The organism is Nocardioides sp., assembly GCF_041393715.1.
GTDB lineage: Bacteria > Actinomycetota > Actinomycetes > Propionibacteriales > Nocardioidaceae > Nocardioides.
Window position 1 is genome coordinate 237528 of sequence record NZ_JAWKJQ010000002.1, and the last position, 22859, is coordinate 260386.

20 protein-coding genes and 1 tRNA gene are annotated in these 22859 nt (G+C 73.1%); 13 read left to right on the top strand and 8 right to left on the bottom strand.

Going from position 1 to position 22859, the window contains the following annotated elements; genetic code table 11:
• Positions 1-43 precede the first annotated feature (43 nt).
• The 4 genes from hrpA to R2740_RS04080 all read left to right on the top strand — a co-directional run bounded on the left by hrpA (position 44) and on the right by R2740_RS04080 (position 6890).
• Positions 44-3880 carry an ATP-dependent RNA helicase HrpA gene (gene hrpA, locus R2740_RS04065; RefSeq protein ID WP_371301414.1) on the top strand — a complete coding sequence of 1279 codons (3837 nt, stop codon included), beginning with the start codon at positions 44-46 and terminating at the stop codon, positions 3878-3880.
• A 303-nt stretch (positions 3881-4183) separates the two neighbouring features.
• Positions 4184-4801, top strand: a complete 618-nt coding sequence (locus R2740_RS04070; protein WP_371301415.1) for a hypothetical protein — start codon at positions 4184-4186, stop codon at positions 4799-4801.
• 146 nt (positions 4802-4947) lie between these two features.
• Positions 4948-5379: a type II toxin-antitoxin system PemK/MazF family toxin gene (locus R2740_RS04075; RefSeq protein ID WP_371301416.1), complete on the top strand. Its 432-nt coding sequence runs from the start codon at positions 4948-4950 to the stop codon at positions 5377-5379.
• A 143-nt stretch (positions 5380-5522) separates the two neighbouring features.
• On the top strand, positions 5523-6890 hold the full coding sequence (locus R2740_RS04080; RefSeq protein ID WP_371301417.1) for an ABC transporter substrate-binding protein: 1368 nt from the start codon (positions 5523-5525) through the stop codon (positions 6888-6890).
• Here the strand turns inward: R2740_RS04080 and R2740_RS04085 are convergent.
• Complete coding sequence (locus tag R2740_RS04085; protein WP_371301418.1) at positions 6887-8176, bottom strand: ribonuclease D; 1290 nt, start codon at positions 8174-8176, stop codon at positions 6887-6889. The genes R2740_RS04080 and R2740_RS04085 overlap by 4 nt on opposite strands.
• On the bottom strand, positions 8176-8802 hold the full coding sequence (locus R2740_RS04090; RefSeq protein WP_371301419.1) for a DUF3000 domain-containing protein: 627 nt from the start codon (positions 8800-8802) through the stop codon (positions 8176-8178). Before R2740_RS04090 ends, R2740_RS04085 begins: the two co-directional genes overlap by 1 nt.
• 72 nt (positions 8803-8874) lie before the next feature.
• On the opposite strand from R2740_RS04090, the gene hemE reads away from it, so the two are divergent.
• Positions 8875-9939, top strand: a complete 1065-nt coding sequence (hemE, locus tag R2740_RS04095) for a uroporphyrinogen decarboxylase (RefSeq protein WP_371301420.1) — start codon at positions 8875-8877, stop codon at positions 9937-9939.
• On the opposite strand, the gene R2740_RS04100 is transcribed toward hemE, so the two are convergent.
• Together R2740_RS04100 and R2740_RS04105 are read right to left on the bottom strand one after the other, a co-directional pair.
• A complete protein-coding gene (locus R2740_RS04100; RefSeq protein WP_371301421.1) occupies positions 9902-10783 on the bottom strand; it encodes an NYN domain-containing protein in 882 nt (293 codons plus the stop codon). The two genes, hemE and R2740_RS04100, sit on opposite strands and share 38 nt — an antisense overlap.
• Before the next feature lie 52 nt (positions 10784-10835).
• Positions 10836-11900 (bottom strand): DUF4349 domain-containing protein, encoded by a 1065-nt coding sequence (locus tag R2740_RS04105; RefSeq protein ID WP_371301422.1) that lies wholly within the window; start codon positions 11898-11900, stop codon positions 10836-10838.
• A 56-nt stretch (positions 11901-11956) separates the two neighbouring features.
• On the opposite strand from R2740_RS04105, the gene hemG reads away from it, so the two are divergent.
• The gene (gene hemG / locus R2740_RS04110) at positions 11957-13366 is read left to right on the top strand and encodes a protoporphyrinogen oxidase (RefSeq protein WP_371301423.1); all 1410 of its coding nucleotides are present in this window, start codon (positions 11957-11959) and stop codon (positions 13364-13366) included.
• A gap of 30 nt (positions 13367-13396) precedes the next feature.
• Entirely contained in the window at positions 13397-14119 is a 723-nt protein-coding gene (gene hemQ, locus R2740_RS04115; RefSeq protein ID WP_371301424.1) for a hydrogen peroxide-dependent heme synthase, read from the top strand.
• Between the two features lie 107 nt (positions 14120-14226).
• Here the strand turns inward: hemQ and msrB are convergent, their stop codons facing one another.
• Entirely contained in the window at positions 14227-14622 is a 396-nt protein-coding gene (msrB, locus tag R2740_RS04120; RefSeq protein ID WP_371301425.1) for a peptide-methionine (R)-S-oxide reductase MsrB, read from the bottom strand.
• Between the two features lie 95 nt (positions 14623-14717).
• On the opposite strand from msrB, the gene R2740_RS04125 reads away from it, so the two are divergent.
• From R2740_RS04125 to R2740_RS04135, 3 genes are all read left to right on the top strand, one after another.
• Positions 14718-15800, top strand: coding sequence for a DNA polymerase domain-containing protein (locus R2740_RS04125; protein WP_371301426.1), 1083 nt, complete (start codon positions 14718-14720; stop codon positions 15798-15800).
• Positions 15797-16366, top strand: coding sequence for a DUF664 domain-containing protein (locus R2740_RS04130; RefSeq protein WP_371301427.1), 570 nt, complete (start codon positions 15797-15799; stop codon positions 16364-16366). The genes R2740_RS04125 and R2740_RS04130 overlap by 4 nt, the downstream gene beginning before the upstream one ends.
• Before the next feature lie 201 nt (positions 16367-16567).
• A complete protein-coding gene (locus R2740_RS04135; RefSeq protein ID WP_371301428.1) occupies positions 16568-17749 on the top strand; it encodes a hypothetical protein in 1182 nt (393 codons plus the stop codon).
• 14 nt (positions 17750-17763) lie between these two features.
• On the opposite strand, the gene R2740_RS04140 is transcribed toward R2740_RS04135, so the two are convergent.
• Together R2740_RS04140 and R2740_RS04145 are read right to left on the bottom strand one after the other, a co-directional pair.
• Entirely contained in the window at positions 17764-18303 is a 540-nt protein-coding gene (locus tag R2740_RS04140; RefSeq protein ID WP_371301429.1) for a hypothetical protein, read from the bottom strand.
• 79 nt (positions 18304-18382) lie between these two features.
• Positions 18383-19483 carry an ATP-dependent DNA ligase gene (locus tag R2740_RS04145; RefSeq protein WP_371301430.1) on the bottom strand — a complete coding sequence of 367 codons (1101 nt, stop codon included), beginning with the start codon at positions 19481-19483 and terminating at the stop codon, positions 18383-18385.
• 272 nt (positions 19484-19755) lie between these two features.
• Between R2740_RS04145 and R2740_RS04150 the strand changes: the two genes are divergently transcribed.
• A tRNA-Gln gene (locus tag R2740_RS04150) sits at positions 19756-19834 on the top strand.
• 26 nt (positions 19835-19860) lie between these two features.
• On the opposite strand, the gene R2740_RS04155 is transcribed toward R2740_RS04150, so the two are convergent.
• Positions 19861-20238 carry a winged helix-turn-helix transcriptional regulator gene (locus tag R2740_RS04155; protein WP_371301431.1) on the bottom strand — a complete coding sequence of 126 codons (378 nt, stop codon included), beginning with the start codon at positions 20236-20238 and terminating at the stop codon, positions 19861-19863.
• Positions 20239-20356: 118 nt separating this feature from the next.
• Between R2740_RS04155 and R2740_RS04160 the strand changes: the two genes are divergently transcribed.
• Both R2740_RS04160 and glmU read left to right on the top strand, forming a co-directional pair.
• Positions 20357-21205, top strand: a complete 849-nt coding sequence (locus R2740_RS04160; protein WP_371301432.1) for an NmrA family NAD(P)-binding protein — start codon at positions 20357-20359, stop codon at positions 21203-21205.
• A 108-nt stretch (positions 21206-21313) separates the two neighbouring features.
• Entirely contained in the window at positions 21314-22768 is a 1455-nt protein-coding gene (glmU, locus tag R2740_RS04165) for a bifunctional UDP-N-acetylglucosamine diphosphorylase/glucosamine-1-phosphate N-acetyltransferase GlmU (RefSeq protein WP_371301433.1), read from the top strand.
• Positions 22769-22859 lie beyond the last annotated feature (91 nt).

The following is a 22859-nucleotide window of genomic DNA, read 5'->3' on the forward strand; positions in this document are numbered from 1 at the left end:
CCGCCGGGAGGATCGAGAGCGGCGTGAGCCCCGGGCACCGCGGGTGACCCACGAGCCGATCCCGCCGGGCACGATCAGCTATCCGGCGGAGCTCCCGGTCAGCCAGCGGCGCGACGACCTCGCCGCGGCGATCCGCGACCACCAGGTCGTGGTGGTCGCCGGTGAGACCGGGTCGGGCAAGACCACCCAGCTGCCGAAGATCTGTCTGGAGCTCGGCCGCGGGACCGCCGGCCTGATCGGGCACACCCAGCCGCGGCGGATCGCCGCTCGGTCGGTGGCCGAGCGGATCGCGGAGGAGCTCGGTGGCGACGGGCTGGGCAGCGGGCGCCTCGGCGGTGCGGACGACCTGGTCGGCTACCAGGTGCGGTTCACCGACAAGACCTCGCCGACCACCCGGGTCAAGGTGATGACCGACGGCATCCTGCTCGCCGAGCTGCAGCGCGACCGCGACCTGCGGCGCTACGACACGATCATCATCGACGAGGCCCACGAGCGCAGCCTCAACATCGACTTCCTGCTGGGCTATCTCAAGCGGCTGCTGCCGCGACGCCCCGACCTCAAGGTCGTCATCACCTCGGCGACGATCGACCCCGACCGGTTCGCTGCCCACTTCGCCGACCGGGCCGGGAGGCCGGCGCCGGTGGTCGAGGTCTCGGGGCGTACCTACCCCGTCGAGGTGCGCTACCGCCCGCTGGTCGAGCGGCCCGAGCACGACGACGAGGGCGAGGCCGTGGTCCGTGACCAGACCGAGGCGGTCCTGGACGCGGTCGCCGAGCTGGGCCGCGAGGCCCCGGGCGACGTACTCGTGTTCCTCCCCGGCGAGCGGGAGATCCGCGACACCGCCGACGCGCTGGCCGACCTGGCGGGAGGTACGCCGTCGCGGCAGCCGCTCGAGGTGGTGCCGCTCTACTCCCGGCTCTCCGCCGCCGAGCAGCACCGGGTCTTCGAGCCGCACGGCGGACGCCGTGTCGTGCTGGCCACCAACGTCGCGGAGACGTCGCTGACCGTGCCGGGCATCCGCTACGTCGTCGACACCGGGGTGGCCCGGATCAGCCGCTACTCCGCGCGCACCAAGGTGCAGCGGCTGCCGATCGAGCCGGTCAGCCAGGCGTCGGCCAGCCAGCGTTCGGGTCGGTGCGGCCGGGTGGCGCCCGGCGTGGCGATCCGGCTCTACTCCGAGGAGGACTTCGACGGTCGGCCCGAGTTCACCGACCCCGAGATCCTGCGCACCAACCTGGCCTCGGTGATCCTGCAGATGGCCTCGCTGCGGCTCGGCGACCTGGCCCGCTTCCCGTTCGTCGAGCCACCGGACCGCAGGCACGTGACCGCCGGTGTGCAGCTGCTCGAGGAGCTCGGGGCGCTGGCTCCCGCCCGCGAGGGGGACCGCGGGCCGCGGCTGACCCAGCTGGGCCGACGGCTGGCTCGGCTGCCGATCGACCCTCGGCTGGGCCGGATGATCCTCGAGGCGGAGCGGCTGGGCTGCGTGCGCGAGGTGGTCGTGATCGCGGCGGCGCTGTCGCTGCAGGACCCGCGCGAGCGGCCGGCCGAGCAGCAGGCGCAGGCCGACCAGCAGCACGCGCGGTTCAAGGACGACACCTCCGACTTCCTGACCTGGCTCAACCTGTGGCGCTACCTCCGCACCCAGCAACGGGAGCTGTCGTCCAGCGCGTTCCGGCGGATGTGCCGCCGGGAGTACCTCAACTACCTCCGGGTCCGGGAGTGGCAGGACTTCGAGTCCCAGCTGCGCCAGGTCTGCAAGGAGATGAGAGTCCAGGTCGGCAGGCCGGCCGACACCCCGGACGCCGACGGCATCCACCAGGCGCTGCTCTCCGGGCTGCTGTCGCACGTCGGGGCGCTCCAGGAGCGCGAGTCGTCGGGTCCGGGCCGTCAGGGTCCGCGCGGCCCGCGGGAGTACCTCGGCGCCCGCGGCACCCGCTTCGCGATCTTCCCCGGCAGCGCGCTGCGCGGGAAGAACCCGGCGTTCCTGATGGCAGGGGAGCTGGTGGAGACCTCGCGGCTGTGGGCCCGGCAGAACGCGGCGATCCAACCCGAGTGGGCCGAGCGGCTCGGCGCCCACCTGGTGAAGCGGACCTACTCCGAGCCGCACTGGTCGGCCAAGCGCGCGGCCGTGATGGCCTACGAGCGGGTCACCCTCTTCGGCGTACCTCTGGTGGCCGACCGGCTGGTGACCTACGGCAGGGTCGACCGCGAGGTGTCGCGCGAGCTGTTCATCCGGCACGCGCTGGTCCAGGGGGAGTGGCGCACCCAGCACCGCTTCTACGCCGAGAACCGCCGGTTGCTGGAGGAGGCGGAGGAGCTCGAGCACCGCGCGCGCCGACGCGGCATCGTGGTCGACGAGCACACCCTGTTCGACTTCTACGACGCCCGGGTCGGCGAGGAGGTCGTGAGTGGGGCCCACTTCGACCAGTGGTGGAAGCAGGCGCGACGCCGGCAGCCCGACCTGCTGACCTTCGACCTCGAGATGCTCACCCACGACACTGCCGAGCCGGTGCGCGAGGCCGACTTCCCGACGCAGTGGGACGACGGTGGGCTGACCTTCCCGATCAGCTACCACTTCGAGCCCGGGGCGGCGGACGACGGGCTCACCATCGACGTGCCCGTCGGCACTCTCAACCGGGTCTCCGACGAGGACTTCTCGTGGCTGGTTCCGGGGCTTCGCGAGGAGCTGGTCACCGGGCTGATCCGGTCGCTGCCCAAGCAGCTGCGGGTCCACTTCGTGCCGGCGCCCAACACCGCGCGGTCCTTCCTCGCGGAGGTGCCCGCGGGGGAGGAGCCGCTCCTGGAGGCCCTCGAGCGGCACCTGCGCTCGACGACGGGCTTGGTGGTCCCGCGTGAGGCCTGGGACTGGGCCAAGGTCCCCGAGCACCTGCGGCCGACCTTCCGGGTCGTCGACGAGTCCGGTGGGGAGGCCGCGCGCGGCAAGGACCTCGAGCAGCTCAAGGAGCCGCTGCGGCCGCAGTTCGCCGACGCGCTGGCCGAGGTCGCGGGCGACGCCGGCCTGACCGCCACCGGGCAGACGTCCTGGACGTTCGGTGAGGTCACCGAGGAGCTGGTGCAGACCCGGGCCGGGCACCAGGTCGTGGCCTTCCCGGCGCTGGTCGACGAGGGCGACGGAGTCGGATTCGCGGTGCTCGGTGGGGCCAAGGAGGCGGCCGCGCAGCACCGCGCGGGAGTGCGCCGGCTGGTGCTCTGCCGACTCGGGCCCGCCCCGCTGCGCGCGGTCCTCGACGGGCTCGACAACGCCGGCCGGTTGGCGCTGTCCGGGCCGCCGTACGACGGGGCGGCGGGGTTGGTCGCCGACGTGGAGGCCGGCCTGGTCCTCGACCTGGTCGACGCGCGCCCCGTCGTCCGGACCGAGGCGGCGTTCGAGTCGCTGCTCGCCGAGGCCCGGTCGGACCGGGCGGACCGCCTCGCGCTCGCCGTGGCGGAGGTCGGCGAGGTGCTCACCCGCTGGCGTGCGCTCGACCGGCTGCTCACCGGCCGCGCCGAGCTGGCCGAGCTCCCCGCGCGCACCGAGATGGCCGCCCAGCTCGCGCGGCTGGTGCATCCCGGCTTCGTCGGCGAGGTCGGGGTGGCGCGGCTGCGCCACTACCGCCGCTACCTCGCCGCGCTCGAGCAGCGTCGTTCCCGGCTCGCTGACGACGTGCCCCGCGACCGCGACCTGAGCGCCCGGGTGGCCGACCTGCAGGCCGCCTTCGACCACCAGGTCGCCGCCCTCCCCGAGGGGCAGCCGCCGCCCGAGCACCTGCGCCGGGTCCGCTGGCTGCTGGAGGAGTACCGCGTCTCCCTCTGGGCCCAGCAGCTCGGCACCGACGGCTCGGTCAGCGACCAGCGGATCCGCAAGGCCCTCTCCCCCTGACCGCGAGATGCCGGAAATGGTCCCCCGAGATGCCGGGAATGGTCCCCCGAGATGCGGGAAATGGTCCCCCGAGATGCGGGAGATGGTCCCCCGAGATGCCGGAAATGGTCCGCTGAGCGTCCCCCTCGTCGGGCTCGTGCCGCCGAGCGACCCGTGCTCTTCTCTCGGCGGCTTGTGTTGCCATCTCGCGCCGCCGGATCCCGCATGTCGCGCCGACGGATCCCGCATGTCGCGCCGCCGGATCGCGCATGTCGCGTGACCATTTCCGGCATGTGGTGCGGACGGGGCACCTAGGCTGACCGGGTGAGCGGACGACAGCACCACCGGCCGATGACGCCGGGCGACGGGTTCTTCGAGGCCGTCACCGACGAGGGGTCCGACCCGGCCGCGGTGCGGGAGCGGGCCGAGCTGGCCGCCCGGCTGCTGGTGCGCGGCGCACACGACTCCGCCGACGCCGCGGTGGCCGAGCGGCTGGTGCACCTGGCCGAGACCGAGGGGCTGGAGACCCTGGCCGAGCTGTGGGCCGGCGCGCCCGTCGACACCGTGGCCGGGTGCCTGTGGCGGCTCTACCTGCTGCGCTCCTGGGTGTACGCCGACCCGGCCGGCGTGGCCGCCCAGTTCGAGGCCGGCCGCTCCGGTGCACCGGTCGCCCGCGTGGTGGCCGGCGTCGCCGACCCACCCGGCCCCGACGAGCTGCGGGCGATGATCGACCAGGTGCTGCGCGGCATCGTCACCGGCGACTTCGCCGACGTGCTGTTCCGCGCGGCCGCCTTCGCGCGCGTGGTCGCGACGGGTCGCGCCGTGCTGGCCCCCGACGGCCCCGAGCCCACCGGTCCCGGCCACGACGTGGGGCGGGTGCTGGCCCTCGCCGAGCAGCTCGAGAGCGCCGGGCACGTCGAATTGACCCACGGCCTGGGGTGACCCCCTAGACTCGACAGTCGGAGTACGCCGGGCCGCGGCAGCCCCGGGTCCCAAAATCAGCCGCCGCGAGCGGCCACGCGCCGTGAGGCGCTCCCGGTCCGGCGTACTCCTCGACCTCGACCCGCCAGCAGCCCCGGGAGGCCACCGTGCGGCTCCTCGACCGGCTGCGGCTGCGTCGCCGCCCGGCCACTCGGCCCACCGTTGCCTACGCGCCGCGCCGCGACGGTCGTCCCGACCCGGGTGAGGTCGTCTGGGCCTGGGTGCCGTTCGAGGACGATCCGACGCAGGGCAAGGACCGTCCGGTGCTGCTGCTGGGGCGTCAGGGCCGCCAGTTCGCCGGGCTGATGCTCACCAGCAAGGACCACGACCACGACGCCGCCGACGAGGCGCGCTACGGCCGCTACTGGATGGACGTCGGGACGGGAGCCTGGGACCGGGCCCGCCGCCCGAGCGAGGTGCGCCTGGACCGGCTGCTGCTCCTGAACCCGCGTGGCGTCCGGCGCGAGGGGGCGGCGCTGGACGAGCGGCTGTTCCGCCAGGTCGTCGCCGCGGCCCGTCGGTTCCACGACCTGGGCTGACCCGGCTTATCCGGTGGCGCACCGCCTTGCTGGTGTCGCTAGGCTGCGGCGAGGGCCGGGCTCCGGTGGGGGGACCGTCGAGCTGGGAGAGAGGGAGTCTGGTGGCGCGTCGGCGTTGCTGCCTCGGGAGGGCATTGGCGGCGATGCTGGCCGGTGCGCTCCTGACGGGTCTGGCCGCCTGCTCCGGCGACCCGGAGCCGCCCAAGCCCAGCCCCAGCGCGACGCCGACCAAGAAGCCCGAGCTGACCTTCGGCGTCTTCGGGCCCGAGGCGGAGGTGGCGGCGTTCACCGAGGTGGCCGACCAGTACGCCTCCGCCAACGACGTCTCCGTCGACGTCGTGTCCTACTCCTCGAGCGAGGCGGCCGCGCGCGCCTACCGCGCCGGTGGGCCACCCGACGTCTTCCTGCTCAGCCAGCGCGACCTCGCGCCGATGACTGCCGGCAAGCTGTTGCGACCGGTCGACGAACTGCTCGACGAGCGTGGCGTGTCCTTCGGCGACACCTACTCCCGTGACGCCCTCGAGGCCTTCGCGGTCGACAACTCACTCACCTGCATCCCGTACGCCGTGTCCCCGATGGTCATCTACTACAACACCGACCTGATCGACTTCCCGACGATGGTCGAGCGCGGCCTGGACGCCCCGGAGCCGCCGGAGGGCGAGCTGCCCACCGGCTGGAACTTCGACCAGTTCACGGCGGCCGCCGAGTTCGCGACCCGGCCACGCCGCGACACCCGCGGCGTCTACATCGACTCGACGCTGGCCGGCCTCTCGCCCTTCATCTACGCCGGCGGCGGCAAGGTGTTCGACGACAAGGCCGACCCCACCTCGCTCGCCTTCTCCGACGACAGCACCCGCTCCGCACTGGAGACCACGCTGCCGCTGCTCCGCGACGCCCAGGTCACCCCGACCGCCAAGCAGCTCGCCGGCACCGACGCGACGACCCTCTTCGAGGAGGGCAAGCTCGGGATGATCGCGGGCTACCGCAGCCTGGTGCCCCGGTTGCGCGCGGCGCCCGGCCTGCACTTCGACGTGATGCCGATGCCGTCGATCAAGCGCACCGCCACCGTCGGCGACGTCACCGGGCTGTGCATGTCGGCCGACACCGAAGAGGTCTCGGCCGCCGCCAACTTCCTGGTCTCCGTGCTGTCCGACGAGTCCGTCGCCCAGGTGGTGCGCCAGGGCTACACCGTGCCCGCCAACGTCAAGGTCGCCTCCTCCGACGACTTCCTCCAGCCCGGGCGCGAGCCCGCCAACGCCGCGGTGTTCCGCACCAGCGTCCGGCGGATCGAGATCCCACCGTTGCTCGACTCCTGGAGCGACCTCGAGAACGCGGTGGCCGACAGCCTGCGCCAGCTGGTGACCGTGCCGGTGCTCGACGAGGAGACGATGAACCGCCTCACCGAGCAGATCGACCTGGACTCCCAGACCGTGCTGAGCCCGCCCGAGGAGTCGCCCTCCGACAGCCCGTCCGGCACTCCCTCGGACAGCCCGTCGGCCTCCGGTTCCTAGGGCGTCGCGTCACCGGCATCGGGCACCGGCTCGGGCTGTGCGTCGGCATCGATGATCGCGCCCGCCAGCGCCTCGGTGGTGAGCTCGATCTGCCATGGCCGGGCGCCGTAGCCGCGCAGCTGGTCGGCCACTCGGTCGGCCAGCACCCGAGGGTCGCGGGAGCCCGGCGGGGCCCAGAGCACCCGCCGCAGGTGATCGGGGGTGAGCAGGTTCTCGACGGGCAGGCGCCGCCGCTCGGCCAGCTGCGTCACGGCCTCGCGGGCGAGGGTCAGTCGGCGGGCGGCGACGGGGTCCTTGTCGGCCCAGGAGCGCGGCTGCGGCGGGCCGTCGGGTCGCGGGGCCCGGCCGGGCAGCGCCTTCTCGGGAAGTCGTCGCGCCTCGTCGATCGCGGCGACCCACTGCTTGGCGTAGCGCCGGGCGCCGCGCCCGTGGAAGCCCGAGGTGCCGAGCAAGGTCTGCGGGCTGGTGGGTTGCGCCTGCGCCGCGGCCACGATCGCGGAGTCGGGGATCAGCCGGCCCGGCGCGACGTCGCGCTCCCGCGCGATCCGGTCGCGCGTCTCCCACAGCGAGCGTACGACGGCCTGGCCGCGCCGCCCGCGGACCCGATGGGCTCCGGAGGTACGCCGCCACGGCTCGGCCCGCACGGCGGGTTCGAAGCCGAGCAGGTTCTCGAACTCCTCGGCTGCCCACTGCTGCTTGTCCGCGGCGGCCAGCTGGTCGACCATGGCGGCCCGCAGCTCGATCAACACCTCGACATCGAGCGCGGCGTACTCCAGCCAGGGAGTGGGCAGCGGTCGCGTCGACCAGTCGACGGCCGAGTGCTCCTTGCGCAGCCGGAAGCCGAGCACCTCCTCGACCAGGGTGGCCAGCCCCACGCGAGGGAAGCCGAGCAGACGCCCAGCGAGCTCGGTGTCGAAGAGGCTGGCCGGGTGCAGGCCCACGTCGGCCAGACAGGGAAGGTCCTGGGTGGCGGCGTGCAGGATCCACTCGGTGCCGTCGAGCGCCTCCGCCAGCGGGGCGAGGTCGCCGACCGCGACCGGGTCGACCAGCAGCGTGCCGGCCCCTTCGCGGCGCAGCTGGATCAGGTAGGCGCGGTTGGTGTAGCGGTAGCCCGAGGCCCGCTCGGCGTCGATGGCCACCGGCCCGGTCGCGGCGCCGAGACGGTCGGCCACGGCCTGCAGTGCCGACGGCGTCTCCACGACGTCGGGCAGCCCGTCGCGCAGCTCGAGCAGGGGTGCCGGCGGCTCCTGCTGCTCCTCGTCGGTCGTGGCTGGGTCGTCGGTCATCAGCGTGTGCCGCGCTGCCCACGGCGGCTCGGCATCGCGGTGATCCCCTCGGGCACCGGGGGCAGCCCCGCCGCGGTGCACAGCAGCTCACCCCACGCCTCGGCGTGGGCGCCGACCTCGGGCACCACGTCGTAGGTCTCCCCCGCGCCGTCGGCGGGGGTCCAGGAGGCACGGATCTCGATCTGGGCGGTGGCACCCTCGTCGGCCATCGAGCCGAAGCTCTCGGTGGCCACCCGGGTCACCGTGCCCGAGGCGGCGGCGTGCCGCGCACCGTGGGCCTCGAGTGCCTCGGTCAGCCAGGTCCAGCCGACCTCGGCCAGCATCGGGTCGGTGATCAGGTCGGGGTCGAGGTCGGCCCGCACGTAGGCGACGCATCGGAAGGTGCCCTGCCAGGCGTCGTTGCCGGCCGGGTCATGCAGCAGGATCAGCCGACCGGTGCCGACCTCGGCGCCCTCCACGGTCACATCGGCGCTCAGCGCAGCGGCGTAGGGGGCGATCCGCTGCGGTGCGGGCATCTCCTCACAGAAGACCTCCGGGCGCAGCACGGCCTCGTGAAGGCCGGCGACGGCCTCCCGGAACGAGGCGGGCTCCGCCGCGGCGCCGTGCGACTCCTGCCCGACCACCATGACGCCCACAGTACGGTCTCCGGTCACGTCGGCGATGTGCCAACACGCCGCCTGACCTGCGAGGATCGCGCCATGCCCGAGCAACCAGGCGACGCAGCGGCGAGGGACCCGCTCCGGGAGAGCGCGTTTCTGCGGGCCGCACGCGGCGAGCGACCCGACCACACGCCGGTCTGGTTCATGCGGCAGGCCGGCCGCTCGCTGCCGGAGTACCGCCGGGTCCGCGCCGGCGTGGGCATGCTCGAGTCGTGCATGGATCCCGAGCTGGTCGTGGAGATCACCCTGCAACCGGTTCGCAGGTACGGCGTCGACGCGGCGATCTTCTTCTCCGACATCGTGCTGCCGCTCAAGGCCGCCGGCGTCGACCTGGACATCAAGCCGGGCATCGGTCCCGTCGTCGCCTCGCCGGTGCGCACGATGGCCGACGTCGAGGCGCTGCCCGAGCTCGACCCCGGCCAGGTGCCGTTCATCGCCGAGGCGGTCCGGGCGCTGGTCGGCGAGCTCGGCGCGACGCCGCTGATCGGGTTCGCCGGAGCGCCCTTCACGGTGGCCTCGTATCTCGTCGAGGGCGGGCCGTCGAAGGAGCACGCCGCCACCAAGGCGATGATGTTCGGCGCGCCCGACGTGTTCGCCGCGCTGCTCGCCAAGATCGCGCGGACCGCCGCGACCTACCTGGAGGTGCAGGTCGCGGCCGGCGCCTCCGCCGTCCAGCTGTTCGACTCCTGGGCGGGGGCGCTCACCCCGGAGGACTACCGCGCGCAGGTCCTGCCCCACTCCGCGGCCGTCCTGGAGCGGGCGGGGGCCCTGGGCGTGCCGCGGATCCACTTCGGGGTCGGCACCGCCAACCTGCTCACCGACATGGCCGAGGCAGGCGCCGACGTGGTCGGCGTCGACTGGCGGACGCCGCTGGACCGGGCGGTGCCTCTGGTCGGTGACCGGGCGGTGCAGGGCAACCTCGACCCGACGCTGGTCTTCGCGCCCACCGAGGTGATGACCGCGCGCGCTGCTCAGGTGATCGAGGCCGGCCGCGCGGCCCGCGGGCACATCTTCAACCTCGGGCACGGAGTGATCCCGTCGACCGACCCCGACCAGCTGGCCAGGCTCACCGAGTTCGTGCAGAGCTACGGGTCCGCTGGGTGACCTTCGGCTTGGCCGGCTCGGCCGGCTCGGCCGGGCTCTGCGCCGGCGGGGTGTCGTCGACCGGCGCGGCGGCCGCCTTGGTGGTGCGCTTGCGGGCCGGCGACTTCTTCTTGGCAGCCTGTTGGCCGGCCTGCTTGAGGCGCACCCTCAGGGTCCCCGACCCCGACTCGCCCACCTCGACGTAGCTCTGCGCCTTGACCAGGTTGCTCAGCTTGGTGTGGTCGTAGTCGCGGACGTCGAACGAGGGGTGGCTCTTCTGCAGCTGGTTGCCGACCGCGCTCAGCGAGGACCAGGAGTCGTCCTGGCTGGTGTCGTCGATCGCCGCGGTCAGGATGCGGCGCAGCGGCGGCGGCTTCGTGGTGGCCTCCTCGGCGGTCGCCTCCTCGGGCTCGTCCTTCGGCTCGCGCAGCAGGTCGAGGTAGATGTAGCGGTCGCAGGCGGTGACGAACGCCGCCGGCGTCTTGCGCTCGCCCATCCCGACCACCTGCGTGCCCGACTCGCGGAGCCTGGTCGCGAGCCTGGTGAAGTCGCTGTCGCTGGACACGATCACGAAGCCGTCCAGGTTGCCGGCGTAGAGCAGGTCCATCGCGTCGATCACCAGCGCGAAGTCGGTGGAGTTCTTGCCGGTGGTGTAGGCGAACTGCTGGATCGGCTGGATCGCGTGCCGGTTGAGCTGGCGGCGCCAGCCGCCGGACCGCTCGTTGGTCCAGTCGGCGTAGGCCCGCCGAACCGTCGCCGTCCCGAGCCGGGTGACCTCGTCGAGGATGGCGTCGGCCCGCTTGGGCGAGGTGTTGTCGGCGTCGATCAGGACGGCGAGCCGGGCGTTCTCCGGAAGCGTGGTCACCGTCCGACCCTAGGGCACCGGCAGCACGGCCCCTCCGCCCGGGAGCCGTGGCTCAGATCGCCGGCTCGCCGTCGACCGCGCCGCCCGGCTGCCGCCGGCGCTGCAGGCGGCGGCCGACCGCCCACAGCGGCAGGCCGAGCACCAGCAGCACGATCGCGAAGGGCAGCAACGCCCCGACCACCGTGAGGGTGCCCGTGGTGGCGCTCTTGAGGCCGTCCCAGCCGGCGGCCAAACCGGCGAGGAAGCCGTGCTCCTCGGCCTTCGGCTTGGCCGCTGCCTTCGGGGTGTGCCGCAGCTGGACGGTGATCGTGCTCATGGACGTCTGGTCGGCGAGCCAGGCCTGCTGCTGCTTGAGCGAGTCGAGGTCGGCCTGCCGTCGGGTGAGCTGGGACTCGATGGCGACGATGTCGCGGAGGTTCTGGGCCCGGGCGAGCAGGGCCTCGATCCGCCGCAGGCTGGCCTCCTGGGCGCGGACCCGGACGTCGGTGTCGATGACCTGGATGGTGACGTCCTCCGAGGTGCGCTTCGAGGAGTCGACGTCGCCGACGTCCTCGAGCGCGTTCATCGTGTCGTCGAACTCCTTCGCCGGCACCCGCACCACGAGTCGCGACCGGGAGACCAGGCCGTCGCTGTCGCTCTCGGTCTGCTCGTCGGTGATCTGACCCTGGTGCTCGTCGACCACCTGGCGGACATCGAAGCGCAGCTCGGCGACGTCGTCGGCGTGCAGGGCGACGTTGCCGGTCGAGATCACCGCGCGCTGGGTGACCGCGGTCGGTGCGTTCGCCTGCTTGACGTCCGACGTCGCGGCGAGGTCGCGGGCGGAGCCGCCGGCGCTGTTGGCGTCCGCCTCCGAGGCGGCGCTGAAGTCCAGGCCGTCGGCGGGCTCATCTGCGGGCATCGCGGCCTCCGCCGTGCTGCCACCGGCGTCGCCGCTGCTGGCGCTGTCGTTGCTCCCCGCGGCGCACGAGGCGACGGCCAGCACCGCCATCGCGGCGACTGCGCCGGCCACGAGACGCCACGAGAGGCGGCGGCGGGGCCCGGCGGAGGCCCCGGGGACGGTGGGGTCGGCGACCGGCGGGCGGTCGGTGGTCACGGAGGTCGCGGGCTCGGTGCTCATGGGGGTCCGACGAGGGCGGGGTCGGTTCGGTTCCCGGTGGCTGGCAGGCTGGGGGAGTGACGTCTGGACCGGAGCCCGGGCAGGTCTCCGGGCGGCCACGGCTGGTGGTCGTCGGTGGTGGCATCGCCGGCCTCGCCACGGCGTACGCCGCAGCGCGCGACGGGTCCCGCGAGGTGCTGCTCCTCGAGGCCATCGACCGGGTCGGGGGCAAGCTGCGGCTGGCGGAGGTGGCCGGCGTACCGGTCGACGTCGGCGCCGAGGCGATGCTCAACCGACGCCCGGAGGGGGTCGACCTGGCCCGGGCCGTCGGGCTCGAGGTCGTGCACCCGGCCGTCGCCGAGAGCAACGTCTGGGCCGCCGGGGGCCTGCACCGCCTGCCGCGCACCCTGATGGGAGTGCCGCTCGACCCCGACGCTCTCGGCGGCTTCGGGCCGCTCAGGGCCGACGACGTGGCCCGGATCCGCGCCGAGCCGGACCTGCCGGCGTCGGTCGTCGAGGGCGACGTCTCGGTGGGGGAGCTGGTCGAGGAGCGCTTCGGACGCGCCGTGGTCGATCTGCTCGTCGAGCCGCTGCTCGGCGGCGTCTACGCCGGCCATGCCGACCTGATCTCGGCGCGCGCCGCCCTGCCGCAGCTGGTCGACTACGCCACCCGGGGCTCGGTGCTCGAGCACGCGGCCTCGATCCCGACGACCTACGACGCCCCGGTCTTCGCCGGCATCCCCGGTGGCATGGGGTTGCTCCCCGACGCCGTCGTGGCCGCCGGCGGGTTCGAGGTGCGCACCGGCGCGGTGGTTCGCGAGCTGGCCCGTGCGGACGGCCGTTTCCGTCTCACCGTCGGCTCGGCGGCCGACCCCGAGACCGTGACTGCCGACCAGGTGGTCCTGGCGACGCCGGCCGCACCGACCGCGCGGCTGCTGGCCGACCTGGCGCCCGAGGCCGCTCGGGAGCTGGCGGCGGTCGAGTCCGCGTCGGTGGCGGTCGTGACGTTCGCGTTCAGCGCGGCGCAGGTGGATGAGCTCCCCGGCTCGGGGTTCCTGGTGCCGCCCTCGGAGGGGCGGGCGATCAAGGCGTCCACGTTCTCCTTCGCGAAGTGGGCCTGGACCCGGGCCGCGGGGGTGGGCCGGGGGCCGAGCGGTGCCGACCTGCTCTTCCTGCGCACCTCCCTCGGCAGACACCGCGAGGAGGCCACCCTGCAGGTGCCCGACGAGGAGCTGGTCCGGGTCTCGCTGGCCGAGCTCGCCGAAGCGGTCGGCCTGCGTGCGACGCCGGTCGACGTCCACGTGCAACGCTGGGGCGGCGGCCTGCCGCAGTACGCCCTCGGACATCTCGACCGCATCGCCCGGGTCCGGGAGTCCGTGGCGTCGGTCCCGGGTCTCGCGGTCTGCGGGGCGGCGTACGACGGCGTCGGCATCCCGGCCGTCATCGGGTCGGCCGAGCGCGCGCTCGCGGGCCTGGGTGAGCGCTGAGCGTTGCAGCGCGCGCGGCACAATGGGCGCATGAGCGAGGAGAAGGACAACCAGACCAACGCGGCCCGGCTGCGCGAGATCAACGAGACGATCCGCTACACCATGTGGTCGGTGTTCCGGTTGGCCACGCCCTATGCCGAGGCCGACTCCGCCCGTGACGGGGAGGCGGCCGAGCTGGGCGAGCTCCTCGACAAGCTCGCCGCCGACGGCGTCGTGGTGCGCGGCCTCTACGAGCTGTCCGGGATCCGAGCCGACGCCGACCTGATGGTCTGGTGGCACGCCGCGACCGCCGAGCAGCTGCAGTCGGCCTACCAGCAGCTGCGGCGTACGGCGATCGGTCGCCGCCTCGACCCGGTGTGGAGCCAGCTCGCCCTGCACCGGCCGGCCGAGTTCAACCGCTCCCACGTGCCGGCGTTCCTCGCCGACGAGGAGGCGCGCGGCTACGTCTGCGTCTACCCCTTCGTGCGGTCCTACGACTGGTACGTCATGGACGAGGCCGACCGTCGCCGGATGCTCGCCGAGCACGGTCAGATGGCGCGCGGCTATGCCGACGTGCGGGCCAACACGGTGTCGTCCTTCGCGCTCGGCGACTACGAGTGGATCCTGGCGTTCGAGGCCGACGAGCTGCACCGGATCGTCGACCTGATGCGCGACCTGCGCGCCTCCGAGGCGCGGCTGCACGTGCGCGAGGAGATCCCGTTCTTCACCGGGCCCCGGGTGTCGCCGGCCGACCTGGTGGCGCGGCTGCCGTGAGGTGTTGACGTTTCGGCACAAACGTCAACAATCTCCGCCGCCCGGCTGCACTTTCCGCACAATCGCGGGGTGGGCGCACCCCGCGCCGACACCGGATGAGCGCCGGGTCACTCCTCCTTGAGCCGCAGGCTGATCGAGTTGATGCAGTAACGGTCGCCGGTGGGCGTGCCGTAGCCGTCGGGGAAGACGTGCCCGAGGTGTGAGCCGCAGTTGGCGCACCGCACCTCGACCCGCTTCATCCCGTGGGACGTGTCCTCGAGGTACTCGATGGTGTCGGTCTTCGGCTGGTAGAAGCTCGGCCAGCCGCAGCCGGAGTGGAACTTCGTGTCCGACTCGAACAGCTCGGCCTGGCAGGCGCGACACACGTAGACCCCTGGGGTCTCGGTGTCGGTGTACTCACCGGTGAATGCCCGCTCGGTGCCGGCCTGGCGCAGCACGGCGTACTCCTCGGGCGTGAGCTCGGCACGCCACTGCTCGTCGGACTTCTCCATCGGGTAGGCCATGGTCGCAACCGTAGCCGCGGCACGGCCGCCACCCCAGCCCCGGCGGCGACCGTCACCGACCCGTAAGGCCGACGCCGCCCGCTAGCCTGGCCGACATGCCGACCCCCGCCGCCGAGGTGATCGCGGGAGATCGCGCGGTCCGGGTCAGCAGCCCCGACCGGGTGATCTACGAGGCGACCGATCACACCCCGGAGGTCACCAAGCTTCAGGTGGCGGAGTACTTCGCTGCGGTCGCCGACGGCCTGATGCGGGCCCTGCGCAACCGGCCGACGGCGATGGAGCGCTGGCCGAGCGGGGTGCGCGAGGGGATGCGGCTGGCGACCGGTCCGATGGACAAGAACGCCGACGCGTTCTACCAGAAGCGCGTGCCCAAGGGCGCTCCTGACTACCTCGAGACCGTCGAGATCACCTTCCCCTCCGGTCGCACGGCCCACGAGGTGTGCCCGACGGAGCCGGCCGTCCCGGTCTGGTGCGCCCACATGGGCACGCTCACCTTCCACCCGTGGCCGGTGCGTCGCGACGACGTCGACAGGCCCGACGAGCTGCGCATCGATCTCGACCCGCAGCCCGGTACGACGTTCGGCGACGCGGTCCGGGTGGCGGGGGTGGCCCGCGAGCTGCTCGCCGACCTCGGCATGAGGGGCTTCGCCAAGACCTCCGGCAACCGGGGGGTGCACGTCTTCGTCCGGATCGAGCCGCGCTGGGAGTTCGTCGACGTGCGGCATGCCGCGATCGCGTTCGGCCGCGAGCTGGAGCGCCGCGACGACCAGGTCACCACGGCCTGGTGGAAGGAGGAGCGCGGGGAGCGGATCTTCGTCGACTTCAACCAGAACTGCCGCGACCGCACCATCGCCTCGGCCTACTCCCTGCGCCCGATCCCCGGCGCGCCCGTGTCCACCCCGCTCACCTGGAGCGAGCTCGCCGAGACCACGGACCCCGGCACGCTCAACCTGTTCACGGTCCCCGAGCGGGTCGTCGGCGGCGACCCATGGGCGGAGATCGACGACGTCCACCACTCGCTGGAGCCCCTGCTGGCGCTCTGGGACGAACAGGGCGCCGTCGAGCTCAACTACCCGCCCGACTATCCCAAGATGCCGGGGGAGCCGCCTCGGGTGCAGCCCAGCAAGAAGGTCGCGGCCCACTGGGACGAGCAGGGCAACCGGATCGAGGGCAGGTGAGCGAGGAGCAGCGGGCCGCCGAGCCGATCGTCGAGCCTCCGGCGACCGGGGAGTACGGCGCCCGCCGCTTCGCCGACTACCTCGACTGGCTGCGCGCCGACCTCGCCGGCGCCGTGCTCGCGCTCAGCCCGGAGGAGCAGAGCACCTCCCGGCTCGCGTCCGGGTGGACACCGCTCGAGCTGCTGTCCCACGTGCTCCACATGGAGCAGCGATGGTTCGTGTGGGGCTTCCTGGGCGAGCGCATCGGGCAACCCTGGGGGGACTGGACCGTCGAGGAGCCGTGGACGTCCGACGTCGACGGCGACACTCGCCCCGGAGCACGATGGCAGGTGCCCGAGGGCACCAGCGCCGAGCAGCTCGCGGAGCGGCTGGCGGCGACCGGTCGGCGTACGCGTGAGATCCTGCTGGCCCATCCGATCCACACGCCGGCCGCTCCCGGCGGGCGTTTCGGCGACGATCCGCCCACGCTGGAGTGGATCTGCTTCCACGTGCTGGCGGAGTACGCCCGACACGCGGGCCACCTCGACGTCGTGGTGGAGCTGGCGGCCGAAGGGCCGACCGACTGAGCCGTGAGCTCCGCCACCCAGGGCCGGCTGGTCTGGTCCACCTGCCCGCGTGTCACCGACCTGGTGAGGTGACAAATTGGGAGTTTGTGTCAAGCACGCGTACCGTGTGCCGCTGGAACGCATTCACGCCGCCTAGTCAGCACGTCGACGTCGCACCGCTCGGGAAGTCGATGTCGGCAGCTGGTCTAGACAGCAACGCACATGGGGAGCGACGTGTCCTTCCGAGGTTTCTTCGCGGCCATCATCGCCGCCGTCATGCTGGCCGCCCTGCCCGCCAGCGCGCAGGCCGCCGTGTCGAGCACGCCGTCGGCCACGTCGCCGGGCTTCGACAACACGGTGTGGGCGGTGGCTCACTGGGGCAACACCGTCTATGTCGGCGGGGAGTTCAACCAGGTGACCGACTGGCACGGCGCCACCTTCGTGCGGCACGGCGCAGCGGCGTTCGACGCGGTCTCCGGCGAGGTGCTGCCCTGGGACCCCAACGTCGACGGCCCGGTCTATGCGCTCCGGCCCACCAGCAAGGGCGTCTACGTCGGCGGCGCGTTCGGCACCGTGCGCGGCCAGACCCGGCACAACCTGGCCCGGGTGTCCCTGAAGGGCGCGGGCACGCTGAGCGCCTCCTTCAAGCGTGGCACCAACGGCCGGGTGCGGACGATCGACCTGGGTCACGGCCGGATCTACCTGGGCGGCAACTTCAGCAAGGCGGTCGGCAAGAAGCGGTGGAACTCCGCCGCGCTCAGCTCCACCGCTCCCTACAAGCTCACCTCCTGGGCGCCCAAGACGGTCAACGGCGGCGTCGACGAGGTCCACAGCACCAAGCGCGGCATCTACATCGCCGGTCGCTTCCGCAAGGTGGGCAACAACTCGCAGCGGCACCGGCTCACCCTGGTCACCAAGGACAAGGGCAAGCTGGTCACCGGCTTCAAGCCGTTCGACCTCAACTACGAGGTCTTCGACATCGTGGTGCGCGACAACCGGATCTACGCCGCCGAGGCCGGCCCCGGTGGGCACGTCTTCGCCATGAACGCCACCACCGGCCACACCGTGTGGAGCCACTGGACCGACGGCGACTCCCAGGCCGTCGAGCTGGTCGGCAACACGCTCTACGTCGGCGGCCACTTCAACCGGATCTGCAGCGATCGCAACTCCGGCCGCACCGGCAACTGCCATCAGGGCACCTGGCTGGACCGCAAGCGCGCCGCGGCGATCGGCATCAACAACGGGACCATGAAGGGCTGGAACCCTTCGGGCAACTCCGTCTGGGGTGTCCGGGTCCTCGACTACCTGCCGAAGTCGGGCACGCTGGCCGCCGGCGGCCACGTCACGTCGTGGGGTGGCAACCCCACCCCCGCCCGGCTGGCGCTCTTCGACGCCAACAGCTGACGGAGGCGCCGGGCTCAGACCCCGGTCACGCCCTCCCCGGCACCGGCCTGCTCGTCGAAGGTCTCGTGCTCGAGCAGGTGGAGCACCGGCACGCCGATGCTGCGCCGCGCCCGTGAGGTCCAGTCCACGTGGAAGAACTCCGCGACCACGTGCGGCCGGGTCAGGATGATCGCCTCGCGACCGTCGACCTCGGTCACCTTGGCGGCCAGCGCGTCGATCGGCGGGTCGCTGACCACCTGACCGGTGGCCGTGGCGCCCGCGGCCGCCAGCGCGGACAGGGTGTGCGCCAGCTCGTCGTCGGAGCGCTCCTCGCAGTCCCGGCGTACGGCGTCGAGGTCGACGTCGCTCATCACCATCGCAGGGGAGGCCATCACCTCGCCGGCGGCCAGGCTGCCCATCGCCGCCTCGATCCGGGCCGCGGCGTCCTCGAGAGGCAGGAGCACGTGGTAGACCACGGGGTCCTCGATCGCCTCGTGCAGCGACCGCACCTGGGCGGCATCGGCTTCGGTGAGCTCCTGCTCGATGAGGAGCACGACGTCGTAGGTGTCGCTCATGGCCGCTCCCTGGGCTGTCGCGGTCGGGTGGACCTCACCCGCCGCCACCAGCCTAGTCACGCCGGTCGCGCCCGGCCGCTCAGGCCGTGCCGAGGACCTCGGCCAGGTCGTAGCTCACCGGCTCGTCGAGCTGGTCGTATCCGCACGACTCGGGGTCGCGGTCGGGCCGCCAGCGCCGGAACTGCGCGGTGTGCCGGAACCGGTGGCCCTCCATGTGGTCGTAGGCCACCTCGAGCACCCGCTCGGGGCGCAGCGGCGTGAAGCTGAGGTCCTTGCCCTGGCTCCAGCGACTCTGGGTGCCGGGCACCCGGTCGGGGTTGGCGATCGCCCACTGCTCCCACGCGGCCCACGGGTGCTCGGAGAGCTCGCACACGAGCGGCTGGAGCTCGGCGTGGAGCTCGGCCCGGCGGGCGGCGGTGAACGACGCCGACACGCCGACGTGCTGCAGCCCCTGGTCGGTGTAGAGCCCCAGCAGCAGGCTGCCGATCAGCGGCTGCTCGGGCGTCGAGGTCTTGTGCTCGCGGTAGCCCACGAGCACCACGTCGGCGGTGCGCTCGTGCTTGATCTTGAGCATCGCCCGGGAGTTGGGAAGGTACGGCGCCCCGAGGGGCTTGGCGACCACCCCGTCGAGCCCGGCGCCCTCGAACCGGGCGAACCACTCGCGCGCCTCGTCGGGGTCGGTCGTCGTCCGCGTGAGGTAGCACGGCCCGCCGAGCCCACCCAGCGCCTCCTCGAGCGCGGCGCGCCGGTCGGCGAAGGGCGCGTCGGCGTGGGAGTGGTCGCCGAGGGCGAGCAGGTCGAAGGCCACGAAGGAGGCCGGCGTCTCCTCCGCCAGCAGGTTGATCCGCGAGGCGGCGGGGTGGATGCGGTTCTGGAGCACCTCGAACTCCAGCCGGTCGCCGACCGCCACGAAGAGCTCGCCGTCGAGCACGCAGCGATCCGGCAGCTGCTCGCGCGCCGCCGTCACCACCTCGGGGAAGTAGCGGGTCAGCGGCTTGGTGTTGCGCGAGGCGAGCTCCACCTCGTCGCCGTCCTTGAAGACCAGGCACCGGAACCCGTCCCACTTCGGCTCGAAGCTGAGCCCCGGCACGTCACCGGTGGAGTACTTCGCCGGGTCGGGGATCCCCTTCACCGACTTGGCCAGCATCGGCAGCACCGGCGGCATCACGGGCAGGTCCATTCCCGGGAGCCTAGCCCCGCCCGCCCCCACCCCCGCGAGATGCGCGAAATGGTGCCGCGAGATGCGCGAAATGGCGCCGCGAGATGCGCGAAATGGTGCCGCGAGATGCGCGAAATGGTGCCGCGAGGTGAGTGGGTCGGCTTCCTGGCACCGAGGCTGCTCCACGCGCGGCCCTCGCCCGACCATCGTGTGCACGTGGTGCGACCATAGGCCGCATGTCGCGCGACCATCAGGCGCATGTCGTCGGGGCGGGCCCTAGGCTGGGTGGTCGATCCCCGGTTGGTCTGCCGGCAGGGCCCGCCTGACTTTGAATCAGGACTAGCGACGTAGGTTCGACTCCTACCCGGGGAGCTCGAGCGAGTGCGGCGCGGGCGCCGTCAGCGGGCGTCGAAGGCGGCCCGGTGCAGCTGGATCTCGTCGATGTGCGCGGTCGCCCAGTCGGCGACGGCACTGACCGCGCCGACCAGGGTCCGGCCCAGGTCGGTGAGGGAGTACTCCGTGCGCGGCGGCACCTCGGCGAACACCTCGCGGACGACCAGCCCGTCGCGCTCGAGCGCGCGCAGGGCCTGGGTGAGCACCTTCGGGCTGATGCCGTCGATCTCGCGGGCCAGCTCGCCGAACCGATGGGTACGCCGGTCGAGCAGCAGCAGCACCAGCATCGTCCAGCGGTCGCCGATCCGGTCGAGCACCTGACGGGTGGGGCAGTCGGCGACGAACGGCGACGGCGCGGGAGCGAGGGGCTGGGTGGTGGCCACCGGCTCACTATCTCAGAGGTAACTACAGCACTTCAAGGTCACTACTTCCGAATGGGAAGTAGCGACGCGCGCCCACTGTTCCGACCGATGACCACACCCCGCGAGGAGAGGAACCACCATGTCCATCACCGTCATCGGAGCCACCGGCCACCTCGGCCGTCACGTCGTCGAGAGCCTGCTCGATCGCGGCGTCGACCCCGCCGCCATCACCGCCACCGGCCGGGCCGTCGAGCGGCTGGACGACCTCGCCGAGCGCGGCGTACGCGTGCAGCGGGTCGACCTGGACGACCCCGACGCCGTCGCCGGCGCGGTGGCCGGGGCCGAGCAGGTGCTCCTCGTCTCGGGCATGGACCCGCAGCGGGTGACCCAGCACGGCACCGTCATCGACGCCGCGGTCGCGGCCGGCGTCCGCCACCTGGCCTACACCTCGGGCCCCTACGCGTCGACGTCGCGCCTCCTGCTGATGGCCGACCACGCCGCGACCGAGGAGCTGCTGGCCGCCGCGCCGCTGACCACGACCGTCCTGCGCAACGCGTGGTACGTCGAGAACTACACCGCCCAGGTCGAGACCTACCTCGCCCACGGCATGGTGGGCGCGGCCGGCAGCGGCCGGGTCTCCGTCGCTCCGCGACGTGAGTACGCCGAGGCCGCGGCGGCCGTGCTCCTCGACGAGAGCCGCCAGGGTCGCCGCTACGAGCTCGGCGGGCCGGCGGTGACGCTGCCGGAGGTCGCGGCCGCGATCTCGGCGGTGACCGGGCAGCAGATCGGCTACACCGACCTGCCCGTGGCCGAGCTCCAGCAGGTGCTCGCGGGAGCGGGCCTGCCGGCTCCCCTGGACGCGATCTTCGCCGACGTCGACCGAGGCATCGCGGAGGGCGAGCTGCTGGTGCCCGTCGACGACCTCGAGTCGCTGCTGGGCCGGTCGGCCACCGGTCTGGAGCAGGCGGTCAAGGAGGCACTCGCCTGACGGTGCCGGCGGGCCGCGCCCGCGGTGCCGCTCGGGCGGAGGGAGTCTAGGCTTCCGTGGTGTCCCGCACGCGGGGCCGGAAGGCGCGCCCTGGAGAGAGAGGCACCCATGCCGCACGACCTGACCGTCGTCGTCCTCGCCGCCGGTGGCGGCACCCGGATGAAGTCCAAGCGGATGAAGGTCCTCCACGAGGTCGGCGGCCGCAGCATGGTCGGCCACGTGCTGGCGGCGGTGCAGGCGACCCAGCCCACGCGCATCGTCGCCGTGGTCGGCCACCAGCGCGAGGAGGTCACCGCGCACGTCCAGCAGCTGGTGCCCGACTGCCTGCTGGCGGTGCAGGAGAACCTCGACGGCACCGGGGGAGCGGTGCGCGTGGCGCTCGAGGCCACCGGCCCGGTGTCCGGCACGGTGCTCGTGGCGGCCGGCGACACCCCGCTGCTCGACGGCGACACCCTGCTCCGGTTCGCCCACGAGCACGAGGCCGCGGAGCGGGCCGTCAGCATCCTGACCGGCGTCGTCGACGACCCGTTCGGCTACGGCCGGATACTCCGCAACGACGACGGCGACGTCGAGGGGATCGTCGAGGAGAAGGACGCGACCCCGGCCCAGCGCGAGATCCACGAGATCAACAGCGGGATCCTCGCCTTCGACGGCGAGTTCCTCGGCCAGGCCCTGGGCCGGCTCACCAACGACAACGCCAAGGGCGAGTACTACCTCACCGACGTCGTCGGGCTGGCGCGCGAGGACGGTCTGACCGTCGGTGCCCACGTGATCGACGACGTCAAGCAGACCGAGGGAGCCAACGACCGCGCCCAGCTGGCCGCCCTCGGCGCCGAGCTCAACCGGCGGATCGTGACCCGGTGGATGCGCGACGGCGTCACCGTGATGGACCCGGCGACCACCTGGATCGACGCCGACGTGGTGCTCGCCGAAGACGTCACGATCCTGCCCGGCACCCAGCTGCTCGGGGCGACGGTGGTCGCCGAGGACGCCGTCATCGGACCCGACTGCACGCTCAAGGACTGCGAGATCGGCGCCGGCGCCCGGGTGGTCCGCACCCACGGCGAGCTGGCCGTGATCGGCGGTGGCGCCACGGTCGGACCATGGTCCTACCTCCGGCCCGGCACCCAGCTCGGCGCGGGCGGCAAGATCGGCGCCTTCGTGGAGACCAAGAACGCCGTCATCGGCGACGGCGCCAAGGTGCCGCATCTCTCCTACGTCGGCGACGCCGAGATCGGCGAGGGCACCAACATCGGCGCGGGCACGATCTTCGCCAACTACGACGGCGTTCAGAAGCACCGCACCACGGTCGGCCGACACGCCAGGACGGCGTCCAACAACACCTTCGTGGCCCCGGTCGAGATCGGCGACGGCGCGGCGACCGGCGCCGGCACCGTCGTACGCCGCAACGTGCCGCCCGGCGCGCTGGCGGTGTCGACCGGACCGCAGCGCAACATCGAGGGGTGGGCGGCGCGGCGCCGCGCGGGCACCCCGCAGGCGGAGGCCGCGGCGGCCGCGTCGGCCCAGGACGCCGAGGACACCGACGACGCCCCGGGGCCCTGAGCCGGCGTCGGGCCCGAGGTCCGGGCGCAACCACCGATGCGCGAGAATCGGCGAAGGCCACGTTGGGCGAGCAGGGAGCGGGCGTCGTGAG